The sequence below is a fragment of the Protofrankia sp. Cas8 genome, assembly GCF_963555845.1.
GTDB lineage: Bacteria > Actinomycetota > Actinomycetes > Frankiales > Frankiaceae > Protofrankia.
Genome location: NZ_CAUVXI010000016.1, coordinates 12282 through 33638 on the forward strand (window position 1 = coordinate 12282; position 21357 = coordinate 33638).

Genomic DNA, 21357 nt, shown 5'->3' on the forward strand with positions numbered 1-21357 from the left:
CTCTCGGCCGATCCGATCGAACGGTTCCGACAGGTAGCTTGCCTAATGAACGGAGGGGACATTCCACTCACCATCGGCGAAACCAGTACCGGATCGCAGCGCGAGCAGGACCGCGCCGTCCCGGACGAGCAGGAGCATGACGTCGATGACGCTGCGGTACGTCATGGTGGCAGTGTCTCCCGGGTGAGCTGAGGGGGCAGTCAGCGGGTGGTCGGGTTGAGCCCAAGATCGGTGAGCCGCTGGGCGATCCAATCGACTCGCTGGCCGGTGGACATGTTCGGGGGGATGTCGAAGATGCGCTGCCCGACCCTGGCGCAGGTGCTGCGCACGACGCGGTCGGCGGCTGGCTGGATGTCGAGCACCTTCGACCGGTACGGGTCGCCGACCTGCTCCTGATCGAATTTGTCGCAGCAGTAGAACACCGCGTCATAGACGTGTGACCAGGCCCGGCAGAAGGTCTCCATCGCCCGCAGGACAGGGCCGTGGGGTCCGTCGGGGCCGCCGGGCAGGACCAGCCAGGCGTAGGCGAGGACGTTCGCGATCGTCTTGTCCGCGATGATCATCGTGTGTTGGCGGGCGGTGCGCAGCTGGCTGGACAGCTGGGCGGCGAACAGATCGACCTCGGTCTCCAGGTCGAACTCGCCGCGGCCGTGCACGACGATCTCCTCGATGAACGGGCTGTTGCGGGCCGGTTCGGGGACGCAGGCGACGTGCACACCCCGTTCCCGGTAATAGGCGGCAAGCGCATGGGTGAGGGTCGTCTTGCCGGATGCGTGGGTGCCTTCCACCGCGACGACGAGGCAGTTGCGCAACATCAGCGAGGTCCTTCCTCGACGAGTCGGCGGTCATCGCGACGGGCGTGGATGGCTTGCGGGGACGAGGGCTGTATCGGATGGGCTGCCGCGCGCGTCGATTTCATGGGACGGGCTCGGCGGGGATGTCGGTGGTCTGGTCCCAGGCGGCGGCCTCGACGATGTCGCCGAGGTGCAGGTCGTCATGCCATTGGTAGTGGCCGCTGGCCCTCGCGGCGATCAGGGCGATTGCCAGCGCTCGGATCATCGTGTGTCTGAGTAGGTCCGGCACCGGAGCGGGTCCTACGGGCCCGGTCCGGCCTGGGTGTGGGCCCGGCCGGTCGGGATCGGGGGGCATGCCCGTGAGTTGGTGGCCGGCGCAGACGGCCGGCAGCGCGGCGGGGCGGGGACCGTGCGCGGTGTCCAGAAGGCGGGCGACGCCGCGTTCGGTGTCGGCGGCCCGCCAGCAGGCGGCGACAGCCGTGATCCCTCGTAGGGGCCGTCCGCCGGCCGCTGCGGCAAGGCTGGCGAGCTCGTCGGCCAGGCGGTGCCCGGCGAGGATCGCGGCCCGGCGCCGGGCCTGGACGAGCAGGCCGTCGACCAATGCGACGACCATTGGGATCTCGCTCGGGTCGTCGACGGCGACGGCGTGGAAGCCGAACCGCAGCGTCGTGTCGGTGACCGTCATCGGACGTGGCAGGCGCAGGTAGACAGCCGCCGCGGCAGCCGGCGGAGCTCCCTCGTCGCCGACGACGGTGAAGGCGGCCAGTAGCGACATCCGCTCGGCGAAGGGACGCCGCGCGGCGCCGAACGGCGTGTCGGTCCAGCCCAGATTGGTCGCCTCACGCATGGCTGATCCGCAGCGAGCGGCGCGCTGACGGCGGTCGGTCGGCGCGCGCGATGGCGCGGATCGACTGTCCCAGGTATTTGGCGTAATGGTTGTGCTGGAACCGGTACCGCGCCCAGATCTGGGTGATCGGCTCGTCGAGCAGGTTACCCAACGGCTCCAGCAGATCGGGGGCGTCGTAGACCGGCCAGGCGCTCGCCGTCCCGCTCGGCCCGACGACGATCATGTGGCCTTCGGTGTCCGGGGTCCAGGCCGTCAGCCGTAGCGCCGGCCGCCAGTCGTGCACCGTCCGCAGCTCGGCCAGCCGGTCGAACGTCGCCGTGGCCTCCTCAACGGTGATGAACTCGTGGTCGGCGAGGTCGAGCGCGTTGCCCTTCTTCAGCGGCAGGATCAGCTTGAGTTTCCCGGCGTTCAGCAGATCGGCGATCTGGAGGGTGAACGGCAGCGCCGTCAGCGTCGAGCGGTAGACCACCGCCGACAGCGACAGCGGCAGACCGGCGTCCTGGAACGCCCGCACCCCGGCCATGACCGTGTCGTAGTCGCCACGGACCCGGTTCGTTGTCGCTCTGGGGCCCTCCAGCCCGACGTTGACGAACGCGACCTTGCCGGCCAGGCGGCGGGCGTGTTGGATGCCGCGGGTCGCGTTGGTCGGCACGCCGATGACGGTGCCGGTGAACATGTCGACGATGTCGATGAGGTCCCGGCGCAGCAGCGGCTCGCCGCCGGACAGGAACACCCGAGGCACCCCGGCCAAGTTGTCCCGCATCCGCTCCAGCGCGGCCAGGGTGGGGTCCGATTCCTGCAACGTCTCGGAGCAGAACGAGCAGTCGAAGTTGCACCGCTTGGTGACCTGAAGGATCACCGACAGCGGACCGGTCGCCACCGCGGCGACCGCCTCCAGGTTCGCCGACGCCGCGAGGTGGAAGTGGTGCCCGTCGGTGAAGACCACAGGTTCCTCAGCGCGGGAAGGCCCCTCGTCACCGGCGGACCGCGCCGTGGGATCGACGGCAGGCACGGGTGGGGAATATGCGATCATCAGGTCCTTCTCGACGTAGGCGCGTACGGCGACAGAGCCAGCCGACCGCCGCCTTCGTGACGGCGAGCTGACGCGCCGACGCTGAATGCCTCCAGCGTCCCAACCGGCCGCACGCGAGTCATTCCCTGCGGTGCGAACATCTGATTCGGGCCGGCGCAGCGCCACTGACCTGCGACAACAGTGCTGGCGGGCCGGTTGTGTTCGGCTCGAACCCGTTGATCCGTTCGGCCGATCCCACCAACACCCGACCTTGATCTTTCATCTGTGCGGGACCACGCGCAGGGCAGCACCGCCCGTCACCCTGCTTCTGCCTCCCGGAACGGGGGCGGTTGCTTACCTGCCGTCCTGGCCAGAGCGCAGCTCGCGGAGGAGCAGGTCGACCTGGGCATGCTCAATGTCTTTGTGCTCGTACCACGTCCGGAGGAGTTCTTCCGCACCGCGAAGCATCGTGTCGGGTAGTCCGACGGTCCGATAGCTCTCGGCCGCCTGGGCGAGTTCGGGTCCCCACCGCCAGGCGCGGGCCGCGACAGTGGCGAAGAAATCAGGTTCGGCGAGCGCCGGTCGGCTCCGTCTCCGGGCTTCATCGGTGAGCGCCTGCTGGACGCCGTACTCGGCAGCCAGTGCGTGCGCGAGCGCGGCGAGAACCCGCGACGTCTTCGCAAACGACGAGTGGGCGATCTTCAGGGCAGACGCCGCACCCACCTGGCCATCGAGGACGACAACCTGCACGGCCGATCCGGAGAACAGCGTCGCGATCTCGCCGGTGAGGTGAGCAGCCCCGGCCAGGTACAGGCGCGTGGTTTCCTGCCGCGTCGGGACCGGGCCGATGAGGCAGCCATCAACGATGGCGCCACCCGCCTTGGTCACGAGCCCGTCGATGACGCGCATACGTTCCGGGTTGACGGCATTGGCGTCCACGTACAGGCCCGTGAACCCCGCCGCGGCCACCGCCTGCGCCACGTCGAGCGCGGCCTCCGGCGGACACAACGACATCAGGATCTGGGTGCCTTCATAAAGTTCTTCCAGGCGGTCGACCGGCTGGAGGCCGGCATCCTGGGCCCGTCGCAGCGTCCGCGGGCTTCGTCCAGCGGGGCAGTACAGCACCTCGTGCCCTCCAGCCCGCAAGATCTCGCCGATCCGTGCCCCCATGCTTCCCGGGTGTAGCAGCCCAATCCGACGGGGCGTCACGGGACCTGGTTTCCTTCCTCGCCAGTGGCGGCGGGATCTGCCGCCGTCGGCCGAGACCGCACGGCCATGTGTGATCTGATCTGGTCGCGCAGCTCGGCGGCGAGTGCCTGCCCTCGGTAGGCCGGCCGGTCGAGAATGGTCAGGACCTGGGTGAGGCGTCGCATCGCGCTCTCGACGCGCCGGACCGACGATATCTCGATCACGATGCGGATCTCGGACACCGCACCGTCTAGATCACCGCGCAGGATGCGGGCGAGGGCAACGTCCGTGCGGGCCAGGGACTCCTCGCCGACGCGCCGTTGCCCCTCTGGCAGCGCCGCAAGGAGGGCGACAGCGGTGGCCGCGTCCCGTTCGGCTGCTTGGAGGCTGGTGCGCGTTGGGGTTAGCCACAGAGTTGCGGAACTTGCGGAGTACAGCTGTTTGGCTAGTGGGAAGGCCAGCATGCCACCAGGATCATCGTCGAGCGCGACGCGTTCCCTGGCCTCCGCCGCGCGGCCGAGGGCTGCACGTGCCTCGTGGCCGTCGCCCATCCGGGCCAGCGCCTGCGCTTCCAGCGACGCGAGACGGACCCTGGAAGTTCCCCGCTCCGGCAGGTAACGCCAACCGTCCTGGGCCAGTTCCACAGCGTCAGCCGGCCGGTCGTCCCAGTAGCCGAGCATGCTCTGGGTGCCTCGAACCCAGGCCCGCAGGCCGTTGTGACCCGCCTGGTCCGCACAGGCGAAGGCAACACGGGCATGCGTCTGCGCGGAATCAATCGAACCCAGATCGAAGGCTGCGTTGGCGAGGATGCCGCTCAGAAGCCCCGCCAGGTAGCACAGATCTCGTGACAGGTCCGGCCGATGTCTCACCGTCAACAGCGGAAAGACCCTGGCGCGCAGCGCACGTACCTCAAGAAAAGTAGGCAGCGCGGGTCTCTGCGAGTAGAGAGTGACGATCCGCCTTATATCGGCGTTGATTTGCTCCAATGCGAGCGAGCCGATGGGAGCCACGTCGATGGTGTGGAGGGCGTTCGCGGATTCCTCAGATGCGCTGCGGAGAATCTGCTCTACCGTTCTGGGCGCTGGGAGCTGCTCGACGGCGGCGGCCGGCCAGAGCGTCTCGATCGTTACCGGCCATCCCTGTGAGATCGGCAATGGCATCCCGAGATCCGCCGAAATTTCCGCGCGAGCAGCCACAGAGCCCGACTGGAGAAGCCCCGGATTGGGCGGCACAGCCCGAGGTGCGGGCAGATTGCGGCCATCGTCAGGCTCGACACGGTCGACACGGTCGATGCGGCTGATGAGGAGGACGTCGGCGGGTGGGAGGTTTGCGCGGTCGTCGAGGTCGATGAGGTTGTGGATGCTGGTGCCGTAGACCTCGGCGAGCACATTGAGGAGCTGGGGGGTGGGCCGGCGGCGGTTGTTCGGCAGCGGCCAGTTCTCCAGCTCGGATAGCCGGGGGGCGGTCATGGGCGCGGAGCCGTGAGGGTCGAGGCCGGTCCGGGCGGCGTGGGCGTTGATGCGGCCTGCGGCCTGCATCTGGGTCCAGCCGTGTGCGACGCGGTGGGCGGCGCGGGGACGGTAGTTGTAGCGGCGGGCGAACTCGATCGCGATCTCGTCATGGGACATACCGACCGCGCGCATCCGCGCCCGCAGCTCGTCCTGCTCCACGCGCCGGCCAATCTTGATCATGACGACACCGCACATCCTCTCCGGACCCGAAGGCTGGTCCCTACGCCCGCTTTCCCGTAGAACGAACCATTCCACCGTAGTCGCACAGTCACCGGTAGCGCGGCCGGATGTTACGTGCTGGCGCACGTAGGAACGCGGATTCGTGCCTTGAGGGGTGATACGCCTCGTCGAGCGTGGCGCCGGGCAGCAACAGGTGACGAGGCACCGTGCGCAGTGCCTCGTCGGCACCGTCGCAGATGCCGCGCCGACTGCCGGTGATCTTTTTGTCCGTGCGGGCGGGAAGGTCGGCGGCCGTGCCGGGTGTCGCGGTCGTCATGGACGTGTCCCTTTCGGAGCAGCAGCGGATCAAGGGTGGCGGTGGCGAGGTCGCCCCATCGAGGCGGGCGACCAAGCGGCAACGTGTGGGTCCGGCCGAGCCGGCTTCGGCCGCGGTCCGGCCCGCTGGTTCCTGCCGGTACTCGCGCTACGGGACCAGCCAAGGATGTGTGGCCCCGAAATCTCGTCAATGCTGTCGGTGCCACGCGGACACATCTCCGAAGATGGCGTCCTTCGCTGCCCGCGCGAGTGTGGCCTGTGTGGTCGCCGTGAGCCCGAGTCGGTTCCAGTGGAAGATCACATGTAGTGCGATGACCGCGCGTATCCCTCGTGTGAGCCCGGCGTTTTCCCGCAGGGTTCGCAGCGTTCGACCTGTTTCCTCGAACGCGGTGAGCCAGTCGCCGCCGATGAGGTCTGCACGGGCATCGCCGAGGAGGAGGTGGCGGACGTCGCTGGTGAACGATGCCCATACCCGTGGGTCGGATGGTAGATCGGCCAGGCCGGAGCGCTGCTCGGCGACCCGCGCCCACACGTCGCCCTGCTCGTTGAGGTCCAGTCCTGCGGCCCGCATGAGCGCGGTGCACAGCACGAGTGAGTGTTCCCGCCGGTCGGCCGGGCCGTTGTGGAGGAACGTGAGCAGGTGGCGGCTGTCGCGGTGGAACAGCGCGTGCGCGGTGTTCATGCTGGCGGGGCCGCCGAAGGCGTGGACTTCTGGTTCGTAGATGTCGCCGGTCCAGCGAACTCCGTCGGTGAGCAGTGGGTGTAGGGGGTCGGTGTTCCTGTCGGCGTGGCCGTTCGTGCCCTGCGCGATCAGGTAGCGGACGCGCCAGGCGCCCTTGCGGATGAAGAACCAGGAGGTAATGAGGCCGTCGGCCTCGGCGGCGGGCAGGACGCGGGCGAGATGGCCGACGGCGTGGCGTTCACGCTGATGGCGGTCTGGGCCTGGGTAGGTGATGGTCACCTGCTTCCAGGCTGTCTCGTTCATCGTCGGGCCTTTCGGTCAGCAGAGCAGGAGGCAGGCGTCCCAGCAGGTCGTGATCCCGGCGACGGCCAGGTCGGCGCCGGCCGCGCCGTCGAGGAACCCGGCGGGTTCGGTTGCTGACGGCTTGGTGTGCTGGTGCAGGCGCGCCAGCGGTCCGATCGGGATCGGGGCGAGCGCGTCGGCGGCGATCCGGCGCGCGGCGGTAAGAAGCCCGGCGGTTCCGTGACACAGGCCGCGGTCGATGAGGCGGCCCAGTTGCGTCGCGTCGGTGATGCAGGCGGCGAACGCGGTTTCGGCGTTGTGCTGGCGGGTGGTGTCGCCGAGGGCGCGGCCGGCGAGCTGCTGGGCGCGGGCGATCCCGGGCGTGCCGTAACACCACGACGGGCGCAGCGGACCGGGCTGCCGGGGCTCGCCCCGGTCGAGGTCGTCGAGCGTGATGAACTCTGGCCACCACGAGCCACCGCTGGCGTGGCGCTCCCAGGTGTCCAGCCACTGGCAGATCCGCGTGATCGTCTCCGCGTGCCCGTCGACCTTTACCTCGTCGATCAGGGTGAGGGCGAGGAGAGCGAGCGGGCCGCAGATGCCGTGGGCGATCCCATGATTGCTGTGGCCGCCCATTGGGCCGGTTTCGTTGCGGTTCGGGCCATGTGGGCACCACCAGCCGGGGAGGCCGTTGATGGGGTCGGTGAGGCGCACCAGATAGGTCAGGACGTCGCGGACCATGTCGAGATCGCCGATGCGGCGGAGGGCGACACCGAGTCCGGTCAGCCCGCGGATCAGGTCGTATTCGGCGTACTGCGGTCGCTGGCGCCGGTCGATGCGGCGGTGCGCCGTCGCCAGGCGGCGGCGGGTGACCGTCGCGGTCCCCGCGGCGGCGGTCGCTGTCGCGCGGGCGAGGCCGGGCTGGTCAGAGGCGGCGAGGACGAACGCGAGGGCGGGAGCGCCGTAGTAGAGGCTGGCGCTGTCGGCGGTGCTGACGCCGTCGGCGACGGCCTGCTCCAGCGCCGCGTACGCCGCCGGCCAGTTGCCGGTTTCCAGGTGGAGCAGGGCGGTGCCGGCCGCTCCCTCGGCGAGCGACTGCCCTGCGGTCACGATGCCCGCCGGGCGAGGTCGGTGTGGGCGACGGCGCGGGCCAGGCGCAGGCAGTGCCGCTCGGAGGCGGTGTCGGGTCCGATCATCCGGGCGTGGTGCAGGTGCAGCAGGTCGGCCAGCAGCTGATCGGCGTCCAGACCGTCCCGGGCGGCGAGGGTCCGGTAGGTGGCCAGCGCCGGAGCCAGGCCGGCATCTCCATAAGGGAGGCGGGCAGCTGCGAGCTGCGCCGGTTCCAGGCGGGGGCCGCCACGGTGAGGGGCATGGTCAACGAGCCAGCGCGCACCATCGCCAGTGAACCCGTCCGCGATGGCGGTCATCCCTGCTGCGGTGGCGGCCTGCCGGTCACCGGCCAGCCGCCCGAGCACGGCGCGGGAGTCGGCGGCGAACACCGCCTCCGCCGCGGCGAGGGCCGGCCCGGTCCCGTAGCGGGTTTCGGGCCGGTAGGTGGCCAGCGTGTAGTCGGTCAGCAGCCCGTCGTCGTGCAGCCGCTGCGCCCATCCGGCGAGGTCGTGGGCGACGTCGGCGAACCGGGCCGCGTCCCCGAGTGGGATGCGTAGTCGCAGGTGGGGCTCGGGGTGCGGGTACCGCAGGAACCACCAGCCCACCGGCAGGTCGGGGAAGTCGCCCAGGCGGGCGAGGATGTGATCGGACTGTCCGCGGAGGCGGGCGTCCAGCCAGCGCGACTGGCCGGGCCGGTGGGCGAGGGTGCTGACCGGACGGGCCTGCCGAGCGGCCGGGCGAGGGACGGTCGCGGTGCGGGTGAGGGTGAGCAGGAGTTCGGCGGGTCGGCCGTCGATCCAGCCAGCCGGTCCGTCGGCCTCGGTGAGGGTGGCGCGGCCGTGGCGGTCGAGGTGGCTGCGCAGGAGGGCGAGATGGGTGTTCTCGTCCAGGTCGAGGCGCAGCCGCACATCGTCGTCGCCCACCAGCACCTCGCGCGGCAGCCGGTGACGTTTCCGATGTCGCTGCCAGGCCGCCTTCCAGTCCGGCCAGCTCGCGGTACGGGAGGGAAGCGCGGTCGCGGGGATGGTCCAGCGGGCCGGGTGCAGGATGGAGCGGCCCCGCCGGACCCGTGGCAGGAACGGCAGGCCGGAGGCGTGGCCCCAGTCGAACCGGGCGCAGGGCGCCGTCCAGGCCGTCCAGATCTCCGTGAGGAACCGGACGAGCGGCTGCTGAATGGTCGCCAGGCGCACGCAGTTGAGCAGCAGCGGCTCGACCGGCCGCCCAGTGGTGAGCGACGCCAGCCACAGCCGCTGGCCGTCGCCGGCCACCGCCAGGTCCGCAAGCCGCCACTGCGGGTCGGGGTCGAAGTCGCCGACGGGCAGGACCGGCAGGAGTTCGGGCGCGCGGGCGACGGTCGCCAGCCGGGTGTCCAGCGGAGGCCCGGACAGCTGCACGGTGTCCGCGCCGGGCAGGGCGGTCGGCAGGCTGGCGTAGACGCCGCGGAAGCGCTCCAGCTCGGCGGGGGTGAGCAGGTGCAGGAACCGGGCAGCCGCGACTCCCGCATGCCGGGATCCGCTCACCACCGTCAACGTGAACGCGCCGCATTCGAGGTCGGCTGGTGTTGCGGCGGCCAGGGTGAACCGTAGCTCGGTGTGCGGGATCGGCGGCCGGTCGTCGTCGCCGCGCAGCGATCCGATCAGATCGTCATCGAGTACCACTTCGGTACAGCCGTCTAGCGCGGACTGCTGGGCGAGCGTCGAAAGTAACCGGTCGCGGGCGGTGAACGCTGCCGGATCACGGCGCGAGGAGCCGCGGTATCCGGCGGGGAACCCGAGGACGGCCAGGACGTCGCGCAGGGGCACGGCCGCACCCGGCCCCCACCGCTCACTGAACGCGGAATGATAGGCGGCCCAGCCGGGCAGGTGCGGCGCGACAGCGACGAGCACGTCGGCGGCGTCCTGCGCCTCGCAGACCACGGCGGGAGGCAGCGTCACCGAACAGTCGACCCGCAGATCGACCGCGATCTGGCCGTCTGGCGGGGCGGGGACGGTGATGTGGCGGGCCAGGTGGGCGGCCGGGTCGGTCACGGTCATCGGTGGGCGGATCGCCGAGAGCAGCACCCCGGCGTTGACGAGTGCGACCAGCAGCCGCTGCGCCGCGGCCGTGTCGCTGGCCATCTGGTCGGCGACCTGCGCGGCGAGGTCCGTGAACGGGATCGGGGTTCTGGCCGTCTCGACTGCCAACCGCACCGGGCCGGTCAGGTCGATCTCGACATCCCAGACCCGGTCGCCGTCGCCGTCGGCGCGGGCGCAGGGCAGCACCCATGCCCCGCCGCGGGGAAAGCCGAGGGCGTTCGTCATGACGCAGACGGTGCGCAGTGTCGCCAGGTCCCGTTCAGCCGCGGCGGTGTAGTCGGCGATGTGGCGGTCGTCGGGGCGGGTGACCGCGTGGTGCCGCTGGCCCCAGCGGACCGCCGCGCGCGGGCCGAATTCAACCGGAGCCACTCCGGCGAACCTGCCGAAGGGGGTTGCGCGCGTCGTCCACCTCAGCAGATAGCGGACCGTCGCTTCCGTCAGACGCCGTAGCCGGCGCGTCTGGATCGGCTCGTGGGCCAGGGCGCGGGTGATCTGGGTGGCCAGGTGCGGCGAGGCCAGGCCGACGGCGCCCGCGAACTCCGGCAGCGCCCACACCTGGCGCAGCCACGCCAGCCACTCGCCGGGCTGCTCCGTGGTCAGGTCGGGCCACGCGGGCAGCGTCAGATCTCGGGGGTAGGAGGCGGCCCTGATCAGCGCCGCGTCCACCGCTTGGAACATCTCTCACTCCGCGTTCCGAGTTGGCGGAAGGAGGGGAGGACCCCGCCAATACAGGCGGGGCCCTCCCCCAGGGTGAACGGGCGGTCAGGTGCCGGGGGTGGTCGTGCAGGCGCTCGTGCCCGTGTTGCCGGAACCGCACTCGTCGTCGGTATTGGTGGCGTGACCGCTCGCGACGGTCCCGGCGTCGACCAGGCGCAGGTTCAGCTCGTACTCGTTCTCGTTGTCCATCAGGGGGTTCCTTTCTCCTCGGGGGTGAAGGCCAGGACGAGGCGGCTGTGCCGCTTGTCCAGGACCGCCCCGTCCGGCACGTCGCCGTCCGGGGAATGCGCGGGAAGCATGTGCAGCACCGGAGGCGGGCTGCCCGCGTCTACCCACGCACGCATGTGCTCGACCATCCGCTCGGCCGCCGCCGCGGCGGCGGGCCCGTGGGCGTATGCGCCGAGGTCGAACAGCCTGCCGGTCCAGCGCAGAGCCGACCGGTAGGCGAACGTGCTGTCGTCGTCGAGGGTGGCTGGGCTGCCGAACCGCCAGCCGGGCGCGACGATGCCGGACTTGACGGCGGTCTCCTGCGCCGAGAGCACCACGAACTGTCCCGCCTCGCGGGTGAGGCGGGTCGCCAGCCACAGGTCCAGGTCGGCCAGGACGGTGATGGGCGGCAGGCTCACCCCAGCCCACGCCTCCTCGCGGGGCTGCGCCAGGAGGCCATCGAGAACGGCGGGGTCGATCTGCTGGCCCTCGTCCAGGCGCAGGTGCACACCGTCGGCGATGTCGAGGTACCGCATCTCGTGGGCTCCGTCGCCCTGCATCGAGACAAACCCGCACAGGCGCTGGCTCTCACTGACCAGACGGTCCCCGCGGCGTCGCAGCGCCCATGATCGGGTCATCCCGAACGTGCGTAGCGGCACGACAAGCACACCGCCGTCGGTGAGCTGATCACGCCAGGCGGGCGGGACGTCCCATGCCCCGGCTGTGATGATGATCAGATCGAAGCGGCGGCCCGGCATGATCGGGTGCTCGGCGTCCGCGCACACCACGGTGACGTCGTGGTAGCCCGCCGCCGCCAGGCAGGCGACCGCCCGGCCGGTCACCTCGGGGTCGATATCGACGGTCGTGACCGATCCCATCGGGCCGACGAGCTCCCGCAACAAGGAGGCGTTGTAGCCACCGCTGCCGATCTCCAACGCATGCCGACCCGCCAGGCCGCCGAGCACGTTCGCCGCCTGACCAAGCATCTCCGCGATCAGGAACGGCGCCGACACCGAGCTGATCGCTTCCTCGCCGCGCATCTTCTTCAGGACCGCGACGTCCGCATACGCCTCCTCCAGCGGAAGGCCCGGCGTGAACAGCTCACGGGGAACGGTCCGCATCGCCGCTTCCACCTCGGGCCGCAGCACCAGGCCCTTCGCCGCATGATCAGCGACCAGCTTGTCAACCAGCGCGTTACGGAGCCTCTCGCTGCCCATGGTGCCGACGCTCATCACGGTGTCCTCTCCCACTGCGTGCGGGCCGCCGCAGGTCGGGCGACCCTCATCAACATTGACGATCTTTCCAACGGGGGTGGATCAACCTGAAGACCTCCTCCACGTCACCCTTACTCCCGCACAGGCCGAGCCGACCAGCACGAGGCGTGGTCACCCTGTGTTCCTCCAGCGCGTCGCACCTCACACGAACAAGATCACACTGATGCCGGGTGTGGCGCGCCACCACGATGGCTGACGCCGGGAGGCGAGTCATTCCCCCCGCCACGAATCTTTTCTTCGGCTTCCGAAAGACGGCTGACCTGCGAGAACAGCGGCGTCAGAGCGCCTTTGTCTAGAGCGATCATGCCGATTCGTTCGGGAGGGGTCCACAAGGATGCGATCGCACTTGTCACCTGGACGGTGCCGGAGAGACAGCAGCAACCTGTGGCTCGATTCATCCCGGCAAGCGCCATGGCCGGCGGCATCCCACGTCCGGTCAGGCATCACCGACGACGCAGGTACGTCGATCCACTCGACCCCTCTGTTCTGGCCGTGAGCGGACGGCTACGGTTGTGGCGGTTCGGTCGGTGGCCGAGAGCCCGAGACCGATTGCCGTCCACGCCCAGGGAGGGAGCACCGCGGCATGGGCAAGACCAGCCAGCGCGTCGAGCAGGAGGAGTTGCGCGCCCGGATGCGCGCGGTGGGCATGGCGCACGACGAGATCGCAGTCGAGTTCGCCCGCCGCTACCGGCTGCGCCCGCGCGCCGCCCACCGGGTGGCGCGCGGATGGACTCAGCAGCAGGCGGCCGGACACGTCAACGCCCACGTCGCCCGTGTCGGCGTTGACCCGGATGGTGCCGCCTCGATGAGCGCCCCGTGGCTGTCGGAACTGGAGACTTGGCCGCTCCCGGCCCGCCGACGCCTCACCCCGCAGGTCCTCGCCGTGCTCGCCGCGGTCTACGGCACCGACATCCACAATCTGCTCGACCTTGACGACCGGGAGCATCTCGCACCCGAGGACATGCTTCTCATCAATCGCATGCGCCGGTCCGTGCCACTACCGTCCCCCACACCGGTGGGGTTGGGGATCGCCTTGGCCGCACGGGGCTTCCTGGGGAACGGCAATGTGGGCTCACCAGGATCGTCCGTCCCGCTCGCGGTGGATCATCGACACCACGATCGCTACGGAAGCAGCCGCGCAGTCGCCGGGGGCGCGGCAGCACGCCTGGTAGCCGCTGTCGGAGGCAACGGGTCGCGTCTGGACGAGCCGTCAGCGGGATGGTCTGTGGAAAGGATGGTCACCATGGCAGCTCGCGAGTCCGCCGACTTCAGCCGGGCCGCTGATCGCAGCAACGTGGGTCCGCTGACCGTCGAGCAGTTCCACGACGACGCGACGTGGTTGGCCGCACGCTACCCGCACCGCCCTGTCTCCCCGTCATTCGCCGAGATCGTCGAGCTGCGCAACCACGCATTCAGCCTGTTGGAAGACCGACAGCGTCCGGACGAGGCGCGGGATCTGTATGTGATCGCGGGCGTGCTGTGCGGGATGCTGGCCAACGCCTCCTTCGACCTCGGCTACCTCCCCGCCGCGACGACACAAGCCCGGACGGCGTTCCTGTGCGGAGAGCTGGCCGGGCACAACGGCCTGCGCTGCTGGGTCCGCGGCATGCAGAGCCTGATCGCCTACTGGCAGGGCAGGCTGCCCGAGGCCGTCTCGCTGGCCCGTGAGGGCTGGGAGTTCGTACCCGAACACGGCACCGCCCGCGTACGGGCCGCAGCCCTGGAAGCCCGCGCCGCGGGCAGGTTGGGCGACGAGGCGACGGTGCGGGACGCACTGGAGCGAGCCGGGCAGGCCCGCGACGAGATCACCGGCGACGACACACCCGGCGGGATGCTGGCCTTCCCCGAATCCAAGCAGTTCTTCTACACCGCATCGGCCTACCTCGGGCTGCACGGCCGGACCGACACCCTGCCCGCGGACAGCTGGGCGGCCCGCGCCGAACAGGCCGCCAGGACCGCGATCGGCCTCTACGAGACCGCACCCGCCGGCGAACAGCGGCTCGGGGAACTGTCGCTGGCCCGCCTCGACCTGGCCGCCGCTCATCTGGAGCGCTCCGAGCTCGACGGCGCCGCGCAGACGATCCGGACCGTCCTGGACACCACGACGCGCCGACCCACCGACAGCGTCCTCCGCCGCCTTCGCCAGCTCGTCACCGTCACCGACCGGCCCCGGTACCGGGATCTCCTGTCCGCTCAACACCTGCGCGAGGAGATTCTCGACGTCTGCGCGACCGCCGCAGGGACCACCAGCCGCTCTCACAACCCGCGCGCCGGCGCCGAATGACCCTCACCCCGCCGACGGTGGCGCTGCTGCACCCCGGAGCGATGGGCGCCGCGGTAGGCCGGCAGGCCACCGGGAAGGCGCGGGTGCTGTGGCTGCCGGAAGGCCGCAGCGCCGCGACTACAGCCCGCGCTGACGCCGCCGGATTGCAGCCCGCGTCGGGCATGACCGCCCTCGTCCAAGACGCGGACGTGATCATCTCGTTGTGCCCACCACAGGTCGCCGACCGGATCGCCGCGGACGTGCTGGCCGCCGGCTTCCACCACGGTCTCTACCTCGACGCCAACGCCCTCATCCCCGAGCGGATGGCCGCGGTCGGCGACCTGTTCGCGGGCACCATGGTCCGGGTCGTCGACGGCTCGATCATCGGACCACCACCCACTCGGCCGGGGACCACCCGGCTCTACCTCGCTGGCGCACCCGAGGACACCGCCGCCGTGGCCGGCCTGTTCGTGGGCTCCGACCTGGACGTCCTACCGATCTCCGACCAGATCGGCGCCGCATCGGCGCTGAAGACCGCGCAAGCGGTGTTCCAGAAAGCCAGCCGAGCCCTCGCCGGGCTCGCGCACGCCCTCGCCGACCACTACGGCGTCGCCGACGTCCTCACCGCCGAGGGGCGGCGCTACCACCGCCCGATCCTCGCCGAACCCGACTTCCTCCCCACCGTCGCCACCCGTGCCTGGCGGTGGTCCCCGGAGATGGCCGAAGCCGCGGAGGCCCTACGCGCCGCCGGCCTTCCCGACACCATGATCCGCGGCGCCGAAGAGATCTTCGACGCCTGGGCGGCCTGCCGCGACGCCCCACCCGACGACATCGGAACGCTCTTCAGTCGCCTGCGCCGAGCGGCCGAACAGGAGGCGAACAGCTCCGGGAGGCCGTTAGCGTGCCGAACTCGGCCGCCAGCTACGCCCTGACGCTGCTCGACGCCTCGATGACCTACCTCGTCGGCAGCGCCGCCGAGCCCGACCGAGCCGGCGCTCTCGTCTCCGAAGCCCTCATCGTCGGGTCCCAGCTCAATTCGCAGGTCGTGGCCCGCCGCGCGCAGGACTTCGTCACCAGCGCCGCCCCCTGGTCGAACGCCCCAGAGATCGCCGAGGTAGCCGACGCCGTCGCCGCATGGCGCACGCCGAGCACCTCCACACGCGCCCCGTTTTAGCCTGGCGCAGTGCCGCACTCCCACGAGGGCCAGGCCGATGCCGACGACTGGGAAGCCTTCCAACACACGGAACGGATGGCCGACCACTGGTATTGGCGCCCCGGCCACCGCCCCGGACGGACCTACCTCACGTGGTACGTCGTCTTCGACGACCAGGCGCTGCGCGACCATGTGGCCCACCACCAGAAGGCACTTGCGGATTTGGACTATCTCGACCCGGTGCCCGCGGACGGCATTCACCTGACCGTTCAAGGGGTCGGCTTCCCCGATGAGGTCGACGTCGAGACAGCCACCCGTATCGGCGAGCAGGCAGCCGCACGCACGGGCGACATCGCGCCCTTCACGTTGACGGTTGGCCCCGTTGCCGCCTATCCCGGCGGCACGTTCCTCCGCGCCGCGCCCTGGCGTCCGGTCGCCGACGTTCGCGAGCGTCTGCGCGAGGCCATCGCCGCCGAGCTTGGCGCCGACCAGGTTCCCGCCGAACCGGCGAGGTTCAAGCCGCACATCAGCGTGACGTATTGCAACGCCACCCCGCCGACCGCCGAGGTGATCCACCGCCTCACGGAACTCCGCCGGGTCCCGCCGATCGCTGTCCCGGTAATCGGCGTGAGCCTGCTCGAACTTCGACGCGAAGGCCACGCTTACCGCTGGAACGTCCGCCGCACGGTCGCGTTCACCGGCCGGTAGCGCCCGCGCGGGGCCGTGCGCTGCCGGATTGTTCGGTGCGGATAACCGCGATCGGCGAGACGTTCGCGGGGACCACGGTCCGTGTCGTCGACGGCTCGATCATCGGACCACCACCCACTCGGCCGGGGACCACCCGGCTCTACCTCGCGGGCGCACCCGAGGACACCGCCGCCGTGACGGAGCTGTTCGCCGGCTCCGACCTGGACGTCCTACCGATCTCCGACCAGATCGGCGCCGCATCGGCGCTGAAGACCGCGCAAGCGGTGTTCCAGAAAGCCAGCCGGGCCCTCGCCGGCCTTGCACACGCCCTCGCCGACCACTACGGCGTCGCCGACGTCCTCACCGCCGAGGGGCGGCGCTACCACCGCCCGATCCTCGCCGAACCCGACTTCCTCCCCACCGTCGCCACCCGTGCCTGGCGGTGGTCCCCGGAGATGGCCGAAGCCGCGGAGGCCCTACGCGCCGCCGGCCTACCCGACACCATGATCCGCGGCGCCGAAGAAATCTTCGACGCCTGGGTGGACTACCGTGACGCCCCACCCGACGACATCGGAACGCTCTTCAGCCGCCTGCGCCAAGCAGCCGAACAGGAGAAAGACAGCTCCGAGGGCCGTCTGCTGTGAGGTCGTCTGGCGAGACTCCGCGGCTCCTGGGACGGGAGTGTCGCGTCGAAATGGTGCCCGAGCTCGTTCTGTATCGGGCGATGTGCATGACGAAAGCCGCGCCTCGGATATGAGGGACCGATGGTGAAGGGCACGCCGCGCGCATCGGGCGCCGGCTGGTCAGTACCTGGGTCAGTACCCGCGGGCGCTTGGTCGGCCCTGGGCGCCGTCGACGGCGATATCGGCTCCGTTCACCCAGCTCGCCCGGTCGGACAGCAGAAAGGTCACCACGTCCGCGACCTCGTCGACGGTCCCCAGCCGATGCGTCGGAAAATCCCGCCGAACAAACTCGTTGAAATCATCCGGGTACTGTCGGGAGTACCCGTCCCAGCCACCCCCGGGAAAAAGAACAGAACCCGGGCTCACCGAGTTGACCCGCACGTGCAAGGGTGCCAGCTCTCGCGCGAAGGCCGACGCCAGATAGATCTCCGCGGCCTTGGCCGCGCCGTACTGCGCCCGCGGCGACGGCTTCGATGCCGAAATCGACGAGACGATGACAACCGACCCGCCACCATTGTTCTTCATGTGCGGGACGGCGGCCCGGATCGCCCGGACAGCATGTCCGGCGTTGAGCTCGAACGTCTGCGACCAATCGTCAGAAGTGGAGTCGAGAAGATCCCCACCGACGGTGCCGCCGACATTCGCGACAAGCAGATCGACTCCGCCGAGGGATTCGGCGGCGGCATCGACGAAGCGTTCGACCTCGCCCGGCCTGGCCACGTCGGCCACGAAGCTGAAAGCGTCGGACCCGGCGCGGTGGAGGTCCGCCGTCGCGCGGGCAAGGGCGTCGGGATCGCGTCCGCAGATCCCCACCCGGCAGCCCTCGGCCGACAGGCGGGAGGTGATCGCACGTCCGATGCCGCGGGAACCCCCGGTGACGAGCGCGACCTTACCGTCCAGATGAAGATCCACTAGAGTGTGTCCGTCCGTCGATCCTGTACTGACCCGGTCTCGGTTTCGGTAGCGTTCAGCCCCGCGCCACGAAGCTGGCGGGCGAGGTTTGCCTGGCGCTCGCGCAGGTCTCGGACCGAGGGCAGAGCCTGGTAGGGCTGCATCTCGCGCACGACCTCACCCGTGCGGCGAATGATCAGATCCACCGGGCGCTGTGTCGCGCAGATCTCCAGGGCTTCCGCGGTCACCGCACACGCCCTGTCTGGCTCGTTTTGCCGCACTGCGGCGAGCGCGAGGTCGACGCGGGCCAAGGCCCGTGCGACCGGCCAGTTCACCGCCGCGGCGTCGCACAGTGTGACCGCCTGTTGGGCGAAGGTCTGCGCCTTTGTCGGTTTCGCGAGCGCCGTGTAGGACGTGCCGGCGTAGAAGGGTAGATAGGGGTAGTCGAAGGAGAAGATGCTGTGCGACGCCTTCTCCGTCACCGACTCGAAGGAGTTCTCCGCGCGGGCGAACGCGACGCTGACGCCATCGGCGTCACCCAGACGTGCATGGGCCCGTCCCTGCTGCGCGAGGAGTCGAGTATGGACGAACGAGTTGCGGGGGGCGATGTCCAGACCGGCCAGGGCATAGCGCAGGGCGTCCACCGCATCACCCGCGTAGAAGGCGATCATCGCCTGTGTTCCCCGGACCCACGCGCCCAGCCGCGTGTCCCCGGACTCCGCGGCGAGTTGCCACGCCGTGAGACAGTGAGCGTGCGCGACGGCGCTGTCCCCGAGATCGAGCGCCAGGTGCCCTAACAGTCCCGACAGCCATCCACCGACAACGCACAGGTGCCGTCGCTGGCTCAGGGTCTGCCGTCCCGCCACCATCGACGAGACCCATTGCCGGCAGTCACGCACCTGCCCGAACAGCTGCTCAGGCGGGGTGTGCAGGTACGACAGGCCGAACCGCTCCACCGCCAGGTCGAGATGTTCCAGCGTCGCCGGTCCAAGATCGGATTCTTCCCAGCGCTGCCCGACCATCGCCGACTCCACCGCCGACTGGGCGAGCAGAGCCGCAACGGCGGACACGCCCGCCCCCACGAGAACCTCGCGACGCTTCGTCGGTGACCCCTCTCCCTCGAAGCCGACTGGCGCCGGCCTCGCCGAAGACCACGCACGAGACCCGGACACGGATGCATTGTCTACGAACGCCGGCAGAAGTGGACACGGCGACAGCGCGCCACCGCCTCCTTGCGACGGAAAGTAGTCGCTCCCCTGAGCTGCGACGTGCGGCGTAGCCGAAGGCTGCCCGCGCACAGCGCTGACTCCGACCTCGCGCACGATCCTGCCGATGAGGAGAAGATCCGCGGCGGCCAGGTGTTCGCGGTCGTCGAGGTCGAGGAGGTGATGGATGTCGGTGCCGTACACGTGCGCGAGCAGGGCGAGGACCTGGGGGGTGGGCCGGCGCCTGCCCGAGGTAGGCCAGGACTCCAGCTCAGACAGCCGCGGCATGGTCATGGTCGCTCTGCCCATCGGATCGAGCCCGAGGCTCGCCGCGTGCGCATTGATCGTGTCGGCGGCTTCCTGGAGCGTCCACCCGAACGCGTGCCGGTACGCGGCGCGGGGTCGGTAGCGAAACCGGCGCCCGAACTCGCCGGCGATCTCGTCATGGCTCATACCGAGCTCGCGCATCCGACCGCGGAGTCGCCGTTGCTCACCACGTTGACTAACAGTGGCCACTGACAGCTCACCCAACCCTCTGGACTGGGATGACGAGGCCGTCGCCTACCGCGGACGGCCACACGGCGCGATCCTATCGTTTGGATTTGTCACATCAGACCGCCCGGTGTGCCTGAATCTCGCCGACGAGCACGGTCAGCCGTGGGCGGGGGCCGTGGCGCTGCTCCCGATCCCACACACGGACTTGGTCGGCGAGTTCGGCGCCGCGCGGCGGTGGTCAGGTCGTCGTGGGCCAGGAGATGGTGACCTCGCCGTGTTTCTTGGGGAGCACGGCGGTGTTCTCGTCGGCTGGCGGGCGCCTGCTGCCGGTCGGCCAGTAGGCGAACGTGGGTGGGGCAGCGTGGCGGTCCCAGGCTCGGGTCTGCTCGATCAGGGTGGCGGCGGCGTGCTCGCCGTGCGGCCCGTAGGCGGACGCGCCGAACTCGGCGCCGTCCGGCGTTGGCCGTACGACCAGGTAGGCGAGGGAGTCGCCGCGCACGGTGCCGAACGGGAACCATCTCTTGTGGTCGGCGCTGAAGGCGGCGGCGTCGGCGGCGGTCAGCCGGCAGAAGCCGGGCTGGAAGCAGGCGAACCACAGGTGCAGGTCCGCGAACGACACCTGCTTGCCGATCGTGACTCCGGACCAGGCGGTGGTCCGTTCGCTCGTCAGTACGCCGTCGAGTCGGCTGATGTCCGCTGGCGGGTCCGCGTGGACGGTGACCGTGACCTGGCTGCCATGGTCGTCGGTGAGGATGACGGCGGGGTCGTCGTGCCCGCCGGCTCCTTGCATGGGGACGAAGCCGGCGATCTCGGTGGAGGTGCTCGACAGATGGTCGCCGTCGCGGGTGAAGCCGATGGTGCGGGTGACCCCGTTCATCCGCAGCGGCACGACCAGCGTGCCGTCCTCGGTGAGCTGCTCCAGCCAGACCGGGGCCACATCCCAGGCCCCGACGGTCACGAGCACAGCATCGACCCGTCCGCCCAGCTCGGGCACCGGGTACTCGGCGTCTGCACGCACAACCGTGACCTGGTCGGTGTAGCCCGTCGCTGCGAGCAGCCTGCGGGCGCGGTCGACGACCTCCGGGTCGATGTCGACGCTGACGACCTGCCCGGCCGGGCCGACGACCTCGGCGAGCAGCGCGGCGCCCAGCCCGCCGGCGCCGATCTCCAGGACGCTCATCCCGGGGCCGAGCCCGGCTTGCTCGATCATCCGGGCCTGGATGTAGGCGGCACTCACCGAGGACAGGGCCGCGCCGTCCGGGTCTCGTTTGACCACCACCGAGCGGTCGACGGCGTACGCGTCCTCCAGCGGGGTGCCCTCGGGCATGAACAGGTGCCGCGGCACCGTGCGGAACGCCCGCTCCACCGCCGCCGACGTGATCCTTCCCGTTGCGACGAGTTCGTCTACCAGGGCGTCGCGCCGTTCCGCGGCGGTCCGGGGGTCCTCGGATGTGTCTACCGTCAGGGTCATCGAGCCTGCTCACAGTCTGTCGTTGCCGGTCGGCCTGCGCCGCGTTGCCTCGGTCGGATTGCGTGCGGTGCTCCTGCGCCGCCAGGCCAGGCCCTGGCGGCAGCGTGGTGTCACCATTCCCTACCGCTGCGACATGGCCATTCCCTCGGCGGGGAACTTTGTGTTTCGCGCTCGATCTGGTCCGTGACCTGCGGATACGGGGATCACCGGACCTGACTCGACGATGCTGATGTCCAGCTCGAAGTCCAGGTCGTGCCCCCCGCTGCTGGCCGAGGCGCCCGGCATGACATCCGTCGTAGCCATCGACATTTCTCG

20 protein-coding genes are annotated in these 21357 nt (G+C 70.3%); 5 read left to right on the forward strand and 15 right to left on the reverse strand.

All coding sequences use genetic code 11. From position 1 onward, the window contains the following. Positions 1 to 42: 42 nt before the first annotated feature. The 12 genes from U9977_RS04760 to fxlM (U9977_RS04815) all read right to left on the reverse strand — a co-directional run bounded on the left by U9977_RS04760 (position 43) and on the right by fxlM (U9977_RS04815) (position 12152). Positions 43 to 165, reverse strand: a complete 123-nt coding sequence (locus U9977_RS04760; RefSeq protein ID WP_322747927.1) for a hypothetical protein — start codon at positions 163 to 165, stop codon at positions 43 to 45. Positions 166 to 200: 35 nt separating this feature from the next. After that, a complete protein-coding gene (locus U9977_RS04765; RefSeq protein WP_322747928.1) occupies positions 201 to 815 on the reverse strand; it encodes an AAA family ATPase in 615 nt (204 codons plus the stop codon). A 100-nt stretch (positions 816 to 915) separates the two neighbouring features. Further along, on the reverse strand, positions 916 to 1641 hold the full coding sequence (locus U9977_RS04770) for a hypothetical protein (RefSeq protein WP_322747929.1): 726 nt from the start codon (positions 1639 to 1641) through the stop codon (positions 916 to 918). After that, on the reverse strand, positions 1634 to 2674 hold the full coding sequence (locus tag U9977_RS04775) for a radical SAM protein (protein ID WP_322747930.1): 1041 nt from the start codon (positions 2672 to 2674) through the stop codon (positions 1634 to 1636). The genes U9977_RS04770 and U9977_RS04775 overlap by 8 nt, the downstream gene beginning before the upstream one ends. A 333-nt stretch (positions 2675 to 3007) precedes the next feature. Beyond that, positions 3008 to 3862: an NAD(P)-dependent oxidoreductase gene (locus tag U9977_RS04780; protein ID WP_322747931.1), complete on the reverse strand. Its 855-nt coding sequence runs from the start codon at positions 3860 to 3862 to the stop codon at positions 3008 to 3010. Continuing rightward, a complete protein-coding gene (locus U9977_RS04785; protein ID WP_322747932.1) occupies positions 3859 to 5532 on the reverse strand; it encodes a hypothetical protein in 1674 nt (557 codons plus the stop codon). The genes U9977_RS04780 and U9977_RS04785 overlap by 4 nt, the downstream gene beginning before the upstream one ends. A gap of 88 nt (positions 5533 to 5620) precedes the next feature. Further along, on the reverse strand, positions 5621 to 5848 hold the full coding sequence (locus U9977_RS04790; RefSeq protein WP_322747933.1) for a hypothetical protein: 228 nt from the start codon (positions 5846 to 5848) through the stop codon (positions 5621 to 5623). A 186-nt stretch (positions 5849 to 6034) separates the two neighbouring features. After that, entirely contained in the window at positions 6035 to 6832 is a 798-nt protein-coding gene (locus U9977_RS04795) for a thiopeptide-type bacteriocin biosynthesis protein (RefSeq protein ID WP_322747934.1), read from the reverse strand. A 15-nt stretch (positions 6833 to 6847) separates the two neighbouring features. Continuing rightward, a complete protein-coding gene (locus U9977_RS04800) occupies positions 6848 to 7921 on the reverse strand; it encodes a lanthionine synthetase C family protein (RefSeq protein WP_322747935.1) in 1074 nt (357 codons plus the stop codon). After that, complete coding sequence (locus tag U9977_RS04805; RefSeq protein WP_322747936.1) at positions 7918 to 10674, reverse strand: lantibiotic dehydratase; 2757 nt, start codon at positions 10672 to 10674, stop codon at positions 7918 to 7920. The genes U9977_RS04800 and U9977_RS04805 overlap by 4 nt, the downstream gene beginning before the upstream one ends. A gap of 84 nt (positions 10675 to 10758) precedes the next feature. Then, positions 10759 to 10902 (reverse strand): FxLD family lanthipeptide, encoded by a 144-nt coding sequence (locus tag U9977_RS04810; RefSeq protein WP_322747937.1) that lies wholly within the window; start codon positions 10900 to 10902, stop codon positions 10759 to 10761. Next, entirely contained in the window at positions 10902 to 12152 is a 1251-nt protein-coding gene (fxlM, locus tag U9977_RS04815) for a methyltransferase, FxLD system (RefSeq protein WP_322747938.1), read from the reverse strand. The genes U9977_RS04810 and fxlM (U9977_RS04815) overlap by 1 nt, the downstream gene beginning before the upstream one ends. Positions 12153 to 12777: 625 nt before the next feature. Here fxlM (U9977_RS04815) and U9977_RS04820 point away from each other — a divergent pair. From U9977_RS04820 to U9977_RS04840, 5 genes are read left to right on the forward strand one after another with little or no spacing between them, the layout of a single operon-like run. Next, positions 12778 to 14478, forward strand: coding sequence for a helix-turn-helix domain-containing protein (locus U9977_RS04820; RefSeq protein WP_322747939.1), 1701 nt, complete (start codon positions 12778 to 12780; stop codon positions 14476 to 14478). Then, on the forward strand, positions 14475 to 15389 hold the full coding sequence (locus U9977_RS04825) for a DUF1932 domain-containing protein (RefSeq protein WP_322747940.1): 915 nt from the start codon (positions 14475 to 14477) through the stop codon (positions 15387 to 15389). The genes U9977_RS04820 and U9977_RS04825 overlap by 4 nt, the downstream gene beginning before the upstream one ends. Beyond that, the gene (locus U9977_RS04830; RefSeq protein ID WP_322747941.1) at positions 15359 to 15631 is read left to right on the forward strand and encodes a hypothetical protein; all 273 of its coding nucleotides are present in this window, start codon (positions 15359 to 15361) and stop codon (positions 15629 to 15631) included. Before U9977_RS04825 ends, U9977_RS04830 begins: the two co-directional genes overlap by 31 nt. A gap of 9 nt (positions 15632 to 15640) precedes the next feature. Beyond that, positions 15641 to 16318, forward strand: coding sequence for a 2'-5' RNA ligase family protein (locus U9977_RS04835; RefSeq protein WP_322747942.1), 678 nt, complete (start codon positions 15641 to 15643; stop codon positions 16316 to 16318). Positions 16319 to 16353: 35 nt separating this feature from the next. Beyond that, entirely contained in the window at positions 16354 to 16941 is a 588-nt protein-coding gene (locus U9977_RS04840; protein ID WP_322747943.1) for a DUF1932 domain-containing protein, read from the forward strand. A 171-nt stretch (positions 16942 to 17112) separates the two neighbouring features. Here the strand turns inward: U9977_RS04840 and U9977_RS04845 are convergent, their stop codons facing one another. The 3 genes from U9977_RS04845 to fxlM (U9977_RS04855) form a co-directional block, all read right to left on the reverse strand. Continuing rightward, the gene (locus U9977_RS04845; RefSeq protein ID WP_322747944.1) at positions 17113 to 17892 is read right to left on the reverse strand and encodes an SDR family NAD(P)-dependent oxidoreductase; all 780 of its coding nucleotides are present in this window, start codon (positions 17890 to 17892) and stop codon (positions 17113 to 17115) included. Next, positions 17892 to 19544 (reverse strand): helix-turn-helix domain-containing protein, encoded by a 1653-nt coding sequence (locus tag U9977_RS04850; protein WP_416210472.1) that lies wholly within the window; start codon positions 19542 to 19544, stop codon positions 17892 to 17894. The genes U9977_RS04845 and U9977_RS04850 overlap by 1 nt, the downstream gene beginning before the upstream one ends. Before the next feature lie 265 nt (positions 19545 to 19809). Next, positions 19810 to 21042 (reverse strand): methyltransferase, FxLD system, encoded by a 1233-nt coding sequence (gene fxlM, locus U9977_RS04855; RefSeq protein WP_322747946.1) that lies wholly within the window; start codon positions 21040 to 21042, stop codon positions 19810 to 19812. Between the last annotated feature and the right edge of the window lie 315 nt (positions 21043 to 21357).